10 protein-coding genes are annotated in these 14,186 nt (G+C 70.0%); 4 read left to right on the top strand and 6 right to left on the bottom strand.

Going from position 1 to position 14,186, the window contains the following annotated elements; genetic code table 11:
• Positions 1–77: 77 nt before the first annotated feature.
• Both ABH915_RS02575 and ABH915_RS02570 read right to left on the bottom strand, forming a co-directional pair.
• The gene (locus ABH915_RS02575; RefSeq protein WP_026539430.1) at positions 78–827 is read right to left on the bottom strand and encodes a 3-hydroxybutyrate dehydrogenase; all 750 of its coding nucleotides are present in this window, start codon (positions 825–827) and stop codon (positions 78–80) included.
• 80 nt (positions 828–907) lie between these two features.
• Positions 908–2,290, bottom strand: a complete 1,383-nt coding sequence (locus ABH915_RS02570) for an MFS transporter (protein ID WP_026266668.1) — start codon at positions 2,288–2,290, stop codon at positions 908–910.
• Between the two features lie 131 nt (positions 2,291–2,421).
• Here ABH915_RS02570 and ABH915_RS02565 point away from each other — a divergent pair, with 131 nt between their 5' ends.
• Positions 2,422–3,339 (top strand): LysR family transcriptional regulator, encoded by a 918-nt coding sequence (locus tag ABH915_RS02565; protein WP_018774824.1) that lies wholly within the window; start codon positions 2,422–2,424, stop codon positions 3,337–3,339.
• A gap of 28 nt (positions 3,340–3,367) precedes the next feature.
• On the opposite strand, the gene ABH915_RS02560 is transcribed toward ABH915_RS02565, so the two are convergent.
• On the bottom strand, positions 3,368–4,339 hold the full coding sequence (locus ABH915_RS02560) for a spermidine synthase (protein WP_370117446.1): 972 nt from the start codon (positions 4,337–4,339) through the stop codon (positions 3,368–3,370).
• A gap of 236 nt (positions 4,340–4,575) precedes the next feature.
• Here ABH915_RS02560 and ABH915_RS02555 point away from each other — a divergent pair, with 236 nt between their 5' ends.
• Together ABH915_RS02555 and ABH915_RS02550 are read left to right on the top strand one after the other, a co-directional pair.
• The gene (locus ABH915_RS02555; RefSeq protein WP_370117443.1) at positions 4,576–5,487 is read left to right on the top strand and encodes a universal stress protein; all 912 of its coding nucleotides are present in this window, start codon (positions 4,576–4,578) and stop codon (positions 5,485–5,487) included.
• A 55-nt stretch (positions 5,488–5,542) separates the two neighbouring features.
• A complete protein-coding gene (locus ABH915_RS02550) occupies positions 5,543–6,550 on the top strand; it encodes a zinc-dependent alcohol dehydrogenase family protein (RefSeq protein ID WP_370117440.1) in 1,008 nt (335 codons plus the stop codon).
• A 41-nt stretch (positions 6,551–6,591) separates the two neighbouring features.
• Here the strand turns inward: ABH915_RS02550 and ABH915_RS02545 are convergent, their stop codons facing one another.
• The 3 genes from ABH915_RS02545 to ABH915_RS02535 all read right to left on the bottom strand — a co-directional run bounded on the left by ABH915_RS02545 (position 6,592) and on the right by ABH915_RS02535 (position 12,031).
• Positions 6,592–9,810, bottom strand: coding sequence for an HAD family hydrolase (locus ABH915_RS02545; RefSeq protein WP_370117437.1), 3,219 nt, complete (start codon positions 9,808–9,810; stop codon positions 6,592–6,594).
• A gap of 57 nt (positions 9,811–9,867) precedes the next feature.
• Positions 9,868–10,872, bottom strand: a complete 1,005-nt coding sequence (locus ABH915_RS02540) for a polysaccharide deacetylase family protein (RefSeq protein WP_370117433.1) — start codon at positions 10,870–10,872, stop codon at positions 9,868–9,870.
• 67 nt (positions 10,873–10,939) lie between these two features.
• Positions 10,940–12,031, bottom strand: a complete 1,092-nt coding sequence (locus ABH915_RS02535; protein WP_370117430.1) for an SDR family oxidoreductase — start codon at positions 12,029–12,031, stop codon at positions 10,940–10,942.
• A 212-nt stretch (positions 12,032–12,243) separates the two neighbouring features.
• Here ABH915_RS02535 and ABH915_RS02530 point away from each other — a divergent pair, with 212 nt between their 5' ends.
• On the top strand, positions 12,244–14,178 hold the full coding sequence (locus tag ABH915_RS02530) for a heavy metal translocating P-type ATPase (RefSeq protein WP_370117427.1): 1,935 nt from the start codon (positions 12,244–12,246) through the stop codon (positions 14,176–14,178).
• The last annotated feature ends 8 nt before the right edge of the window (positions 14,179–14,186 follow it).

Here is a 14,186-nt window from a genome sequence, read left to right as displayed (position 1 = left end):
ATCGCGGGGTCACTTACCGCCCATAAATACCTTCCGCATGGGCGATAAGTGACCCCGCGCCGGTTTCGGCGGCCGGGTTACCGCGCGGACCAGCCGCCGTCCATCGTGTAGCTGGCGCCGGTGACCATGCCGGCGTCGTCGGAAGCAAGCCACGCCACCAGGGACGCCACTTCCTCGGGCTCCACGAGCCGCTTGACCGCTGATTCGGTCAGCATGATCTTCGCGAGCACCTCGGACTCCGGGATGCCGTGCACCTTCGCCTGGTCCGCGATCTGCGATTCGACCAGGGGCGTGCGGACGTAGCCGGGGTTGATGCAGTTGGACGTGACGCCGTGCGCCCCGCCTTCGAGGGCCGTCACCTTGCTCAGGCCCTCGAGCCCGTGCTTGGCCGAAACGTAGGCGCTCTTGAACGGCGAGGCCCGGAGCCCGTGCACGGAGGACAGGTTGATGATGCGGCCGAAGTTGTTGGCGTACATGTGCGGCAACGCGGCCCGGATCAGCAGGAACGGCGCCTCCAGCATGAGGGTGATGATGCGGCGGAAGTCGGCCGGATCGAAGTCCTCGATGGGGCTGATGCGCTGGATTCCGGCGTTGTTCACCAGGATGTCGCAGTCCAGGCTGAGCGTCTGGAGGGATTCGACGTCGAGCAGGTTGACGGCCCACGCGGTGCCGCCGACCTCGTCGGCTAGCGCGGCCGCTGCGGACTCGTCCCTATCCGCGATCACAACTTTGGCCCCGCGTGCCGCCAGCGCCCGGACGCTGGCCGCGCCGATCCCGCCGGCGCCGCCGGTGACCAGGGCCTTGCGCCCGTTCAGCGTGTTTTCCATAACTCAGCCTTCCATGTCAAAAAAGTTTCGATGAGGCGGCCGGCTCCAGCATGGCTGGAGCCGGCCCAAACTCAGGCAGCTCAGCGGGTGGCTGCCACGGGGAGGCCTTCGCGTTCGGCGTCGGCCCGGTCCACGTCCTCCAGCGCGATGCCCTTGGTTTCCTTCAGGCTCAGCACTGCCACGGTGGTGATGGCGCAGGCGACCAGCAGGTAGATCGCGGTCGGCAGCCAGGAGCCGGTGTCCTTGAGCCACTGGGTGGCCAGGAGCGGCGCCAGCGAACCGGCGAAGATCGAGGTGACCTGCGAGCCGAGGGAGACGCCGGCGTAGCGCATCCGGGTCGGGAACAGCTCCGACATGAGGGCCGGCTGGCCGGCATACATGAAGGCGTGCAGGCACAGGCCGATCGTGACCGCCAGGACGATGATTACCGGGTTGCGGGTATCGAACATCGGGAAGGCGAAGAACGGCCAGGTGGCGCCGGTGACGGCACCGACGAGGTAGACCGGCTTCCGGCCCCAGCTGTCCACGAGGCGCCCGACCTGCGGGATGACGAGGAAGTGGACGACGTGGGCGATCAGCAGGGCCAGCAGCAGCGACGAGGTGTCGTACTTGTGCACGGACTTCAGGTAGACGATCGCGAAGCTGACCACGAGGTAGTACATGATGTTTTCCGCGAACCGGAGCCCCATGGCCTGCAGGATGCCCTTGGGGTATTTGCGGATGACTTCGCGGACGCCGTAGCTGGCGGACTGATCCTCTTCCAGCTGGGCCTTGGCCTCGAGGAAGATGGGCGATTCGGAGACGTGGGTGCGGATGTAGTAGCCGACGAACACGATCACGGCGGAAAGCCAGAACGCCACCCGCCAGCCCCAGCTGAGGAAGTCGGCGGAGCTGAGCACGTTGGACATGATGAACAGGACCAGGGTGGCGAGCAGGTTGCCCACGGGAACGGCGGCCTGGGGCCAGCTGGACCAGAAGCCACGGGACTTGTTGGGGCTGTGCTCGGCGACGAGCAGGACTGCGCCGCCCCATTCACCGCCGAGGGCGAAGCCCTGGATGAACCGCAGGAAAACCAGCAGCGCCGGCGCCAGGTAGCCGAGGGTGGCGAAGCCCGGGAGGCAGCCCATCAGGAAGGTGGAGACACCGATGATGATGATGGTGAGCTGCAGGGTGGGCTTGCGGCCGAGCTTGTCGCCGATCTGCCCGAAGACAATGCCGCCCAGCGGGCGGGCCACGAAACCGACGGCGTAGGTCAGGAACGCCTGGATGATGCCGTCCAGTTCGTTGCCCGTGGCGGGGAAGAAGTACTTGCCGAACACCAGGGTGGCGGCGGTGGCGTAGAGGAAGAATTCGTACCACTCGACGACGGTTCCCACCATCGATGCTGCGACGATTTTCTTGAGCCCGGAACCCTTGGATGCGGGTGCTACGGGGGTTGTTGCAGAGCGTTCGTTTACGCTCATCTGGTTCTCCTTAGTGTCCACGGTGACACGCGCTGTGACGCACAGCACTGAAATGGCTCCATTGAGTATTGCCGCACATCCACGGCGATTCAATGGCCAAACCGGCACCCTGTATGTGCAGAATTGCAGATATGAACGCCAATCCCGATGACCTGTTGGTCCTGCTCGCGGTGTCCCGTTCGGCGAAATTTACGACGGCGGCCCAGGCGCTCGGACTGAACCACACCACCGTCTCCCGGCGGATCGCGGCGCTGGAGAAGGCGCTGGGCGGCCGCGTGCTCTCGCGCGCCTCCGGCGGCTGGGAGCTCACCGAGCTCGGTGCCGAGGCCGTGCGGGTGGCCGAGCAGGTCGAGAGTGCCGTGCGCACCCTGGAACAGCCCGGGCACACGCCGGACCCCATCACCGGCGTCGTACGGATGACCGCGACGGACGGTTTCAGCGCCTACATCGCCGCCCCGGCCGTGGCCCGGCTCCGCCGCGACCATCCCGGCCTCAGCGTCGAGATCATCACCGTGACGCGCCGGGCGCTCCAGCAGCGGTCCGGCCTGGACATCGAGGTGGTGGTCGGCGAGCCGCAGGTGCACCGGGCAGAGGCCGCGCGGCTCGGCGAGTACATGCTGGGAATGTATGCCTCCCGCGGCTACCTCGCCGAGTACGGCACCCCCGCGACCGTGGAGGAACTGACGGCCCACTCGCTGGTCTATTTCGTCGATTCGATGCTGCAGGTGGACGATCTGGACGCCCCGCGGCGGCTGGTGCCCACCATGCGGGACGGCCTCAGCTCTACCAACGTCTTCGTCCATGTGGAGGCCACCCGGGCCGGCGCCGGGATCGGGTTCCTGCCCTGTTTCGCGGCCGACCTGCATCCGGACCTCGTCCGGCTCCTGCCGGAGGAATTCGCGGAGCTGCTCCCCTACTGGATGGTGCTCCGGCCCGATTCGATGCGCCGGCCGGCAGTGGCCGCGCTCGTGCAGGCGCTGCGGGAGCAGACCGCGGCGCATCGCGATGCCCTGCTGGGGCGGGGAGCAACCACATCGATTGCTCCGTAGCCGCCGTTATGGTGCCGCAAAAGGGCCGCTACGGAGCAGTCGGCGTCCCTGCGCGGGGCCCGGCCGGGAGCTCGACGGGCGGCTCCGCGAGAACGGGCGGCTCCGCGAGAACGGGCGCCTTCGGGTCATGCCGGACGGCGGCGCCGGCCGCGAACGCCCGCACCTTTTCGTCGTTCCAGATGTGGGCCGGCACCGCACCGCCGAGCAGGCGCCGCGCGAGGCCGGGGTCGTCGTCGAACGGCACATCGCTGCCGGCCATGACCATGTTGCCGTAGCGCCGGCCCTTCAGCATGGCCGGATCCGCGATGATCACGGTGTACGCAAAGGCGTCGGCGATGGTGGCGGCGTCCTCGCGGGCATTCCTGAGGTCCGGGGCGTCGCCGGAGTTGACCACATATATCCCGCCCGGCGCCAGGACCCGCCTGGCGTGCCCGATGAATTCCCGGGTGGTCAGCGGCCGCGGGGTCAGCGAGCCGGCGAAGACGTCGCGGATGATCAGGTCCCGGGTCTGCGGGGTCAGGCTCTCCGTGACCTCGCGGGCCTCCCCCACGCGCAGGCGCAGCAGCGGTGCCTTGGGCAGGTCAAACCAGCCCCGGACGTAGTCGGCGAGCTTGCCGTCCAGCTCCACCACCACCTGGCGGGCGTCCGGATAGGCGGCGTGGAAATAGCGCGCCAGCGAGCATGCTCCCCCGCCGAGGTGCAGGGCGCGCAGCCTGGGCCCAGGCTCCCGCGGCCAGCGCGACTCCACCAGGGCCGCGATCCATCGCATGTACTCGAAGTCCAGGAACAACGGGTCCGCGAGGTCAATGTGCGAGCTCATGACACCGTTGATGCGCAGGAGCCAGCCGGTGGAATTGTCCTGGTCCGGAATCAGCTCGCAGTCCCCGGTATCGATGTAATACACCCCCGCCACAGGACCGGCCGGGCGGGAACCCTTGGGCACTTCCACCACTCCCGGCCCGGCGGTTTGGGCGCCCCGCCCTTTGCCCCGCTTGGCCATCAGCTTTCCCCCGCAATGTGCATGCTTCAACCCTAGTTCACCGGCAGCCCCGCCCCCGGCCGCGGGAACCGGGACCCGGGCACCGGGACCCGGGAACCGGGTCCGGGCGGCACCGCACCGCGGGCCGCGGGCAGCCCGCGGGACCAAAGCCCCTAGCCATTCCCGGGCCGCAGGGTTCTACTGGGGCTGCACAGAGTGCCGGGCGAAGGGGTGCGTCCGCCGAGCCGGGAGGGAAAATGTCGGCACCCACAGGGCAACAGGGCGGCACCGTGGCGGTCGGCTACGGCGGGTCCGGGGCCGCCCAACTCGCCGTTCGCTGGGCGGCCGAATACGCGGCCGCGGCCGGGCTGAACCTCCTGGTGGTCCATGCCTGGGTGTGGCCGGTCTTCACCAAGAACCTGGGCCCCGTCAAAGGGGTGGCCGGCAGCGGGCTGCGGCACTCCGCCGAAGCCATCCTCGCCGAGGGCGTAGAACTGGCCCGCAAGGCCGTCCTCGAAGCAGTCGGAGCCGCGCCGCCGGGCCTCGAGCCAACCGTTTCCGAGGATGGGCCGGAACGCCCGGGCCCCGCCGTCGACGGGCTCATGGAAGCCGGGCTCGCGGCACCTGTGCTGCGCGACGCCGCCCGGGACGCACGGCTGCTGGTAGTCGGCAGCCGCGGCCTCGGCGCCGTCCTGGGCCAGGTGGCCGGCTCGGTCTGCATTGATCTGGCCGGCTCGGCACCCTGCCCGGTGATGATCATCCGGCGCCCGCGCCGCCGTGCCCACCCCGTCGTGGTGGGAGTCGATGCCTCGCCCCGCAGCCCGGCCACAGTGGCCGAGGCCGTCCGGCTGGCCAAAGTCCTGGGCGCCCCGCTGCACCTCGTCCACGTCGAGCCGCTGCGCGGCGGGGCGCGGGAAGAGCACGGCCGCCACGCCATGCTCCAGGGACAGGAGCTGCTCGACCGCGCCATCGACGAGGCCCGCGGGCTGGGGCCAGGGCTGGAGGTTTCCGGCGTCCTGCGCGAGGGCCATGGCGCCCGGGAGCTCCTCGACGCCGCGGACGACGCCGACGTCCTGGTGCTCGGGACCCACAACCCCGCGGCCGGAGCCGGCAACACGGTCTCCGCCGTGCTGCACAAGGCGCGCTGCAACGTGCTGGTCACCCGCTAGCCGCCGCGAACGTAACCGATGCGGACCTGCACAGGCTGCAGAGAAGGAGGCCGCGGTGCGCGCCTGGCAAGTTGGACGTCCCGGGCCCATGTCCAGCGGGCCCCTCGTGGCCGCCGACCGCCCGGACCCTGTGCCGGGCCGCGGAGAGGTCCTGCTGAAAGTGCGGGTCTGCGGTGTGTGCCGCACGGACTTGCACCTGGCCGAGGGCGACCTCCCGCCGCGGCACCCCGGGATCATCCCGGGCCACGAGGTAGTGGGCGAGGTGATCGGGCAGGGCCCGGGGGCCGCCAGGTTCGGCCTTGGCGAACGGGTGGGCGTGGCCTGGCTGGGCAGTACCTGCGGCGCCTGCCGGTTCTGCCTGCGCGGCCAGGAAAACCTCTGCCTGTCGCCCACGTTTACCGGCTGGGACCGCGACGGCGGGTACGCAGAGCTCATCACGGTGGCGGAGAACTTCGCCTACCGGATCCCGGAGGCGTTTAGCGATGAGGAGGCCGCACCGCTCCTGTGCGCAGGCATCATCGGCTACCGTGCCCTGACCCGGGCCGAACTGCCGATCGGCGGGCGGCTGGGCATCTACGGGTTCGGCGGCTCCGCGCATCTGGCCGCCCAAATCGCCCTCTACCGCGGTGCCCGCGTGTACGTCATGACCCGGTCCGCGCAGGCGCGCGCGCTGGCCCTGGACCTGGGCGCGACGTTCGTGGGCGGGGCCGAGGAGCAACCGCCCGATCCCCTGGATGCCGCGATCCTCTTCGCCCCCGCGGGCGGGCTGGTGCCGGTTGCGCTCCGCGCCCTGGACCGCGGCGGGACGCTCGCCGTCGCGGGCATCCACCTGAGCGATATTCCGTCCCTGCACTACGCCGACGAGCTCTTCGAAGAGCGCCAACTGCGCAGCGTCACCGCCAACACCAGGGCCGACGGCGAGGAGTTCTTCCGGATCGCCGCCGAGATCCCGCTCCGCCCGACCACTGTGGCGTACCCGTTCGAGGCCGCGGACCAGGCCCTGCGGGACCTGGCGGAGGACCGGATCACCGGAGCGGCCGTGCTGCACCTGGACGCGACGTAGCCCGGAACCATCGCAGGCGAGTCGCCGCAAAGACGCCCAGGTCACGCCCCGCGCGTCCAGCCGGGGGTCCCGGCGTCCCGGCGGAACTCGTGCTCCTGGCCCGCCCGGAGCAGCACCTTCTCGACGCCCACCCGCACCAGCACCGGAGACGCGTCCCCCGGGGCGGCCGACACCCGCAGCCGGTCCGGGCCGAGGTGCACGGCCAGCAACTGGTCACGGTAGCGGACCTGGAACTCCACCCGGGACAGCTCGGCGGGCAGCCGCGGGGTGAAGTCCAGGGCGTCCCGGGTGATGCGTAGCCCGGCGAAGCTGCGCTGGATCACGTCGATCGAGCCTGCCATGGCGCCCAGGTGGATGCCCGCGCGCGTGGTGCCGCCCTGGGTGTCGTCCAGGTCCGTGTCCAGGGCTTCCCTGAAGGTCGCCCACGCCCGCTCCGGATCGTGCTGCGCCAGCACCGAGGCATGGGTGACCCGGCTAAGGGTGGAGCCGTGCGCGGTCCGGGCCAGGTAAAAGTCCACGGTGGCCGCGATCTGCGCCGGCTCGACGTCGTAGCCCATCCGGCGCAGGAACCCCAGGAGCTGGTCCTCGCCCAGGACATACAGGAGCATGAGGACGTCCGCCTGTTTGGCCAGCCGATAGTGGTTGGTGCTGTCCCCTTCGGCTTCGAGAATCAGGTCCAGCCGTTCGATGTTGCGGTAGGCGCGGCGGTAGTGATTCCAGTCGAGTTCCCGCAGGGCTCCGTAACCGTCGAACTGGCTGATGATGCCGCCGTCGTGGAAGGGAACGAACATGCGCCGGCTCAGGTGCGCCCAGGCGTCGATTTCCGCGCCCGTGATCCCCAGCCGTGCCCGGAGTTCCTCCATGTCGAAACCCCGTACTGAATGCATGATCCAGACCGCCTGGTCAAACACCCAGGCCGCCATGATGTTGGTGTAGGCGTTGTCGTCCAGCCCGCCGCCGGGGTTGCCCGGATGGCCGGTGTGGTACTCATCCGGACCCATGACGCCTTTGATGTGGAACCGGTCCTGGGCGGCGTCGTGCTCCGCCAGGGAGACGAACAGCCTGGCGACGTCCACCACAATCTCGGCGCCGTGCCGGGTCAGCCAGCCCCGGTCCTGGGTCGCTTCGAAGTACTGCCAGGCGTTGTAGGCGACCGCCAGTCCAACATGCCGCTGCAGGCGTGAGTAGTCCGGCATCCAGTGCCCGGAAAGCTTGTTGAACAGGAACTTGGGTGTCTGCTCGGTGCCGTCGCTGCCGCTCTGCCACGGAAAAAGCGCGCCGCGCAGCCCGGCCTTCCGGGCCGCGTCCCGCGCGGTTCCCAGCCGCCGCCAGCGGTAGTCAATCAGCTCGCGGGCCACCGCGGGCAGCCGGGAGTTCAGGACCGGCAGGACGAAGAGTTCATCCCAGAAGATGTGCCCCCGGTACCCCTCGCCGTGGAGCCCCCGGGCCGGGACACCGGCATCGAGCTCGGCGGTGTGGGTGGTCAGTGTCTGCAGCAGATGGAAAACGTGCAGGTTCAGGATCAGCTGGGCCTGGGACGGGGCATCGGATTCGATGATGAACGGTGCCAGCAGCAGGCTCCATGCCGCGTCGTGGTCCGCCAGCAGCGCGTCGAACTCCTGGGGTGCGCGCGAGAGCACCGCGAGCGCCCCCGAGACTGGCGAGGCCACGGCGTGGTCCCGGGAGGTGGCGACGGCGGCTGTCTTGGTGACCGTGACGGGGATGCCGTCAGTGACCTGCAGCTCGAAGCGGTGGCTGTACATGCCTCCGGCCGACTCGGGAACCGCGCCGGCCCCGACAGTCCCGGGAACTCCGCCGCCGGAAATCCGGGTCCGCAGCGCCAGGGCGATCCCGATCCTGCTCCCGGACGTCTGCACCTGAACCGTCAGCTCCGCAGCGTCCGAACCGTCCTCAGACGAAGACACCGACGAGGACACGGCCACCGCTGTCAGGTGCCGGTTGGCCAGTTGGGCGTCCTCGGGCACGTTGGAGTTGGTGACGCCGGTGTCGCAACCGCTGCGGATGCTGATGGACCCGCTCCACCCGACGGCGGTCAGCGTGGTTTCCAGTGCGGCCAGGTGGGGCTCGGCCATGGACACGAGCCGGCGCTGGAGTACCTGAAGCTGCCGTCCGGCGTCGTCCGCCAAGAGCGCTTCCCGGCTCAGCAGGGCCCGCTTGAGGTCAAGGGTGCGCCGCTCGCTGCGGAGCGTCAGGCCGCCGTCGGACCACCACGCACCGTCGCCCACCCGGACATCCAGCGGCAGCCAGTCCGGGATGTTAACCATGTGCTCGTCCACGGTTTCTACGCCCTGGACGACGCTCGCGAGGCTGTTGTAGACGCCCGCAAGGTAGCTGCCGGGATAGTGGGCGTCCCCCGCGCGGTGTTCCGGGGCGGCGCCGCGGGTGGCGAGGTAGCCGTTGCCGAGCGTGGTCAGCGCCTCCCGGTGCCCTTCGTGGGCGGGATCGAAGCCCTCGTACACCAGCAGCCACGGGTGCGTAATGACCAGCCCGATGTCCAGTTCACTGACGTCTTCAACCACGACGTCGGCGCCCGCGGCTTCCAGCGCGGCCCGCCGCCCGGCCCGGTCGAGGCCGACCACGAGCCCGAATCCCCCACGCCGCCCGGCGTCCACCCCCGCCGCGGCCCCGGCGATCACCATGGCCCGGGCCGGGGTGATCTCCAGCCGGCGGGCGGCCTCCAGGGCCAGCTCCGGCGCTGGCACTCCGGCGGCGCCGTTGTCCAGGGCGCCCTGGCCGTCCACGATATGGTCAAAGACATCGACAAGGCCCGCTGCGGCAACGATCGCGGCGTCGTTCAGGCCGGACGTGGCGAGGACCACCGGGATCCGCCCTGCCCGGAGGCGTTCAAGAAGCGCGGCGGTGCCGGGGAAGACGGGGACGGGCCGGCCCGCGGACAGGGCTTCGAAGATCTTGTTCTGGCGCCGCGCGAGCCCGAACGCCGTCCACCCTGCCGGGCTGTCCGCGGGCGAGCCGCGGGGAATGGCGACCCCGCGCGAGGCCAGGAACCCGGCCACGCCGTCCTCCAGGGTCCGGCCCTCGATGCAGCGTGCGAATTCGTCGTCCGTGAGGGACCCGCGCCGCGCGCCGGCGGGAAGCCGGGGGTCCTTCATGAGCTCGTCCACGAGCTGTTTCCAGGCCGCGGCGCGGAGCTCGCCGGTGTCTGTCACGACTCCGTCAAGCTCGAAGATCACGGCATCGACGGGCGCCAGCGCGGCGGCAACTGTGGGCGACTCCGTCATGGCCCAGCCCTATCAGCGATCGGTGCGGGGCGACAGCGGCGTTTCGCCCGGCTGCGCTCAGCCCAGGAGTGCATCGAGGGTGGTGAAGTCGTAGCCGGCCTGGCGGACGCGGCTGATGACCTGGGGCAGCGCATCAGCGTCCAGGGTGGTCCCGTCGTCGGGATTGGAGCCGATATGCATCAGGACTATTTCCCCCGGTTTCAGGCCCGCCAGGACCCGGTCCGCCACGAGCTGCGCTGTCACGCCGCCGCTGGTGCCTTTCCAGCCCAGGGTGTCAACGCTCCAGCGCACCGGAAGATAGCCGAGGTTGTTGGCCGCGGCGATGGTCCTGGCGTCGCGGTCACCGAAGGGAAAGCGGAAGAGCGGCCGCGGGTCCGCGCCGGCCGCCCTTATGGCCTGTTCGGCCGAGCGGAGCTGGTCCGCGATGCCGGCATCCGACAGCCCGGTGAAGGCCGGGTGCGTCATGGAATGATTGCCTACCCGGTGTCCGCCGGCGACGATCGCCGCCACCCCTCCGGGGTTCGCGGCTGCCCAGCTACCGGTGAGGAAGAACGTGCCCCGCACGCGCGCGGCGGCGAGGCTTTGCAGGATGCTGGGCAGTCCGGCCGAGTTGGCGCCGGCGTCAAAGGTCAGGGCGACGGCGGCGCCCGCACCCGGGATGGTTTCCACGTCGCGGCCGGCGAGCGCGCCGGGGAACGACGCCGCGGGCGGCGCCGTAGCGGGAACTGTCGGTTCCGGGGTGGGAGCTGTCGGTTCCGGGGCGGGCGGCGGGACGGGAACCGGCACGGCCGGAGCAGGCAGGCCGGTTCCCGGGGGCGGCGATGTCGCGCTCGTCAAGGCAGGGGCCTGTGTCCCGGAGGCGGAGGCAGTTGCGGGGACGGAGGCAGTTGCGGGGACGGACCCGGATGCCGTCGCGGTGACAGGCGTGGATGCGGGCGGGAACGCCGTCGGCGTCCCCGGCAACAGCAGGACCACGGCGCCGGCGGCGAGCAGGCCCAGCGCAGCCACCACGGCCGCGATCACCATCAGCCGGCGCCGGCCGCCCGCAACCATGGACCGCATGGTTCACTGTGGCCTCGCCGGTCACGGCCGGTCCAGTGCTGAAAGGCCCGCGCGGCCGTGTCGCAGCCTAGGACGCCGCCGGAATCAAGCGGTCCGCACGGTAGCGGTCGAACAGCTGCAGGAATGCGTCTTCCGTGCGGCGGTACCCGGTAAAGCCGGCGAGCCGGCTTTTGCTCATGTCCGTGACCACCTCGAGGTTCCGGCCCAGGTCGCCGTCCGTGTGCCACCAGGATGCCAGCCGTGCCATATCGGGTTCGGCCAGCCCGTGGCGGGCGGCGATGTCCGCCCACACGCCTTCCATGCCGCGCATTTGCTGCTCCAGGGGGCGGGGTTCGTTGAAGTAGCCCACCGGTTCGACCCCGAAGTAGCCTGCCAGCGCAGGCCACATGCGCCGCCAGCGGAAGACGTCGCCGTTGACGATGTTGTAGGCCTCGTCCCTCGCGTTGTCCGCTGTGGCCGCCCAGATCATGTGGTCCGCCAGCAGACCGCTGTCGGTCATGTCCGTGAGGCTGTTCCATTGCGTCTCGGAACCCGGGAAGATGAACGGTTGGCCCAGTTCCTTGCAGATGGATGCCTGAACGGCGAGCGTGAGTCCCATGTTCATGGTGTTCCCGACTGCATGCCCGATCACCGTATGCGCCCGGTGCACGGACCAGCCAAAGCCCTGTTTCGCGGCCGCTGCCCACAACTCGTCTTCCTGGGCGTAGTAGAAGTTCGGCGTCGGCAGCCTCGGCTCGCTCTCCCGGAAGGGGGTGTCCGGCATTTCCCCGGCCGCATACGCTTCAAAGGGGCCCAGATAATGCTTCAGCCCGGTCATGAGGGCGACGTGCCTCACAGGCTTGCCGTTGAGGCTGGCGAGGACGTTCCGCAGCATGCCCGCGTTTGTGTCGATGTTCTCTTGTTCGGTCTTCCGCCTGGACCAGGCGGTGTAGAACACATGGGTGGGTGAAACACCTGCCAGGGCCTCGCGCAGGTTCCCGACCGAGGTCAGGTCCGCGCTCACATGGCGCACGCCGCGGCGGCGAAGGGGATTGCGGGAGAGCCCCACCACGTCCCAGCCCTCCTCGGCGAGCCTGTCCACCAGGGCGGATCCGGCAATTCCGCTTGCCCCCACCACCAGGGCGGTCCGGGTGTCGACGGTCTCTGGACTGCTTTGCACGTCATTCCTCCTGGCATCGCTTGTGCTGCCGCGGGCCGTTACATTTGTTGGGTCCCTGCGCACCGGCCCGGATTGGTCGGGACAGATGTTCTTCCAGCCTCTCATGCCGGGTCCGGGGACGGTCCGGGAGGCTGCCGCGGCAAGCCGGTTGCGGCCGCGCAGTAGGATTCAGGGAGACGCCAAAACTGATACGAAGCTAAGGCGGAACCTCCGTGAAATTCGTGCTCCGGTATCCGCTCGTGGCCGGGACCCTCCTTGTCCTGCTGGCGGTGCTGGTCCTTGTGGCTGCAGGCCAGGACGGCATAGCCCGGGCCGCTGCGAGCGTCTATGCCCTGGCCGTGGCGGCCTACCTCGCCGTCGGGATGGCGCGCCGGCTCGCAAGCGGGCAGTTCGGCATCGACATCCTGGCCGTCACCGCCATCGTCAGCACCGTGCTGGTGGGCGAGTACATCGCTTCGATGATCGTCGTACTCATGCTCGCGGGCGGCACTGCCCTTGAGGACTACGCCGCCGGCCGGGCCAAGGGCGAACTCACCGCGTTGCTCGAACGCGTCCCGCAGACGGCCCACCGGGAGCGCAATGGCTCCGCCGCTGCCGGAACCCACACAGCCGGAACCGAAACAGCCGGAACCCAAACAGAGAGCCAGCACGAGGACGTGGCGGCCGCCGACATCGAGATCGGGGACATCCTGCTGGTCAAGCCCGGCGAGGTGGTGCCGCTGGACGGCGTCCTGCTCTCCGAGTCCGGATCTTTCGATGAGTCCTCGCTCACCGGGGAAAGCCTGCCGGTGGAGCGGTCCGCCGGGGACGGCCTCATGAGCGGGTCGCTGAACGGTGAGGCCGCGGTCCGGATGCGGGTCACGGCGCGCATGGAGGATTCGCAGTACAGCCGGATCGTCGCCCTTGTGAAGGAGGCGGCGGAAAGCAAGGCGCCCATGGTCCGGCTCGCTGACCGCTATGCCGTGCCGTTCACTGCCCTCGCGTACTTGCTCGGCGCCGTGGGCTGGATCATCAGCGGCAGCCCGGAACGCTTCGCCGAGGTCCTTGTGGTGGCCACGCCGTGCCCCCTGCTGATTGCCGCGCCGGTGGCATTCCTCGGCGGCATGAGCCGCGCCGCGCACTCCGGCGTCATCGTCAAGTACGCCGGGGTGCTGGAACAGCTGAGCCGGATCAAGACGGCCGCCTTCGACAAGACGGGAACCCTTACGTACGGGCGCCCGTCCCTGGTGCATATCCGGACGGCCGGGCCCCTCGCAGAAGACGAGGTCCTGCAGTTGGCGGCGTCCGCGGAGCAGTATTCCTCGCATGTCCTGGCCGCCTCGGTGATGGACGCCGCCCGGAACCGGGCCCTGCCCTTCGCGGCCGCCACCGAAGCCACCGAATTCGCCACCCACGGGGTGCGCGCCAGGTTCGACGGCCAGGACGTGGTGGTGGGTAAGCCCGCGTTCGTCGCGGAGTGGGCGTCCGGCGTGGTGGAGACGGGGCTGGCCAGCGGCGAGCTCGCCATCTACGTCGGTGCCAGTGGAAATTTCGTGGGCTCCCTGGTGATGAGCGATCCCATCCGCAAAGAGGCCCGCCGCACCCTCGGCGACCTCAAGGACCTGGGCGTGCGCCGGACGGTCATGCTGACCGGGGACGCGCTCGCCACGGCCCGGCACATCGCGGACGAGGCAGGGCTCACCGATGTCCGCGCCGAGTGCCTGCCGCGGGACAAGGTCGAGGCCGTCAGGTCGCTGCCGGACCGTCCGGTCATGATGGTCGGCGACGGCGTCAACGATGCCCCCGTCCTGGCGGTCGCCGACGTCGGAATCGCCATGGGCGCCCGCGGCTCGACGGCGGCCGGCGAGTCGGCCGACGTCGTGATCATCCTCGATGACCTCTCCAAGGTGGCGACCGCCGTCCGGATCGGCCAACGCACCGTGCAGGTGGCGCTGCAGAGCATCTGGATCGGCATCGCCCTGAGCGTGGCCCTCATGCTGGCCGCGGCAGCGGGCTACGTGCCGGCCATCGCCGGCGCCCTGTCCCAGGAACTCGTGGATCTCGCCACGATCCTCAACGCCCTGCGCTCTCTCGGCCCCGGCCGCCAGGGCGCAGCCGCCAGGGTGCGGTCCGGGGAAAGCGCGCGGCAGGCCCCGCTACCGGGCTGAGTTTCCCG

Source organism: Arthrobacter sp. MW3 TE3886, assembly GCF_041262145.1.
In the GTDB taxonomy this organism is placed as follows: Bacteria; Actinomycetota; Actinomycetes; order Actinomycetales; family Micrococcaceae; genus Arthrobacter.
The sequence above is the reverse complement of the archived record's forward strand: the minus strand, read 5'-3'. Positions and strand labels throughout refer to the sequence as shown.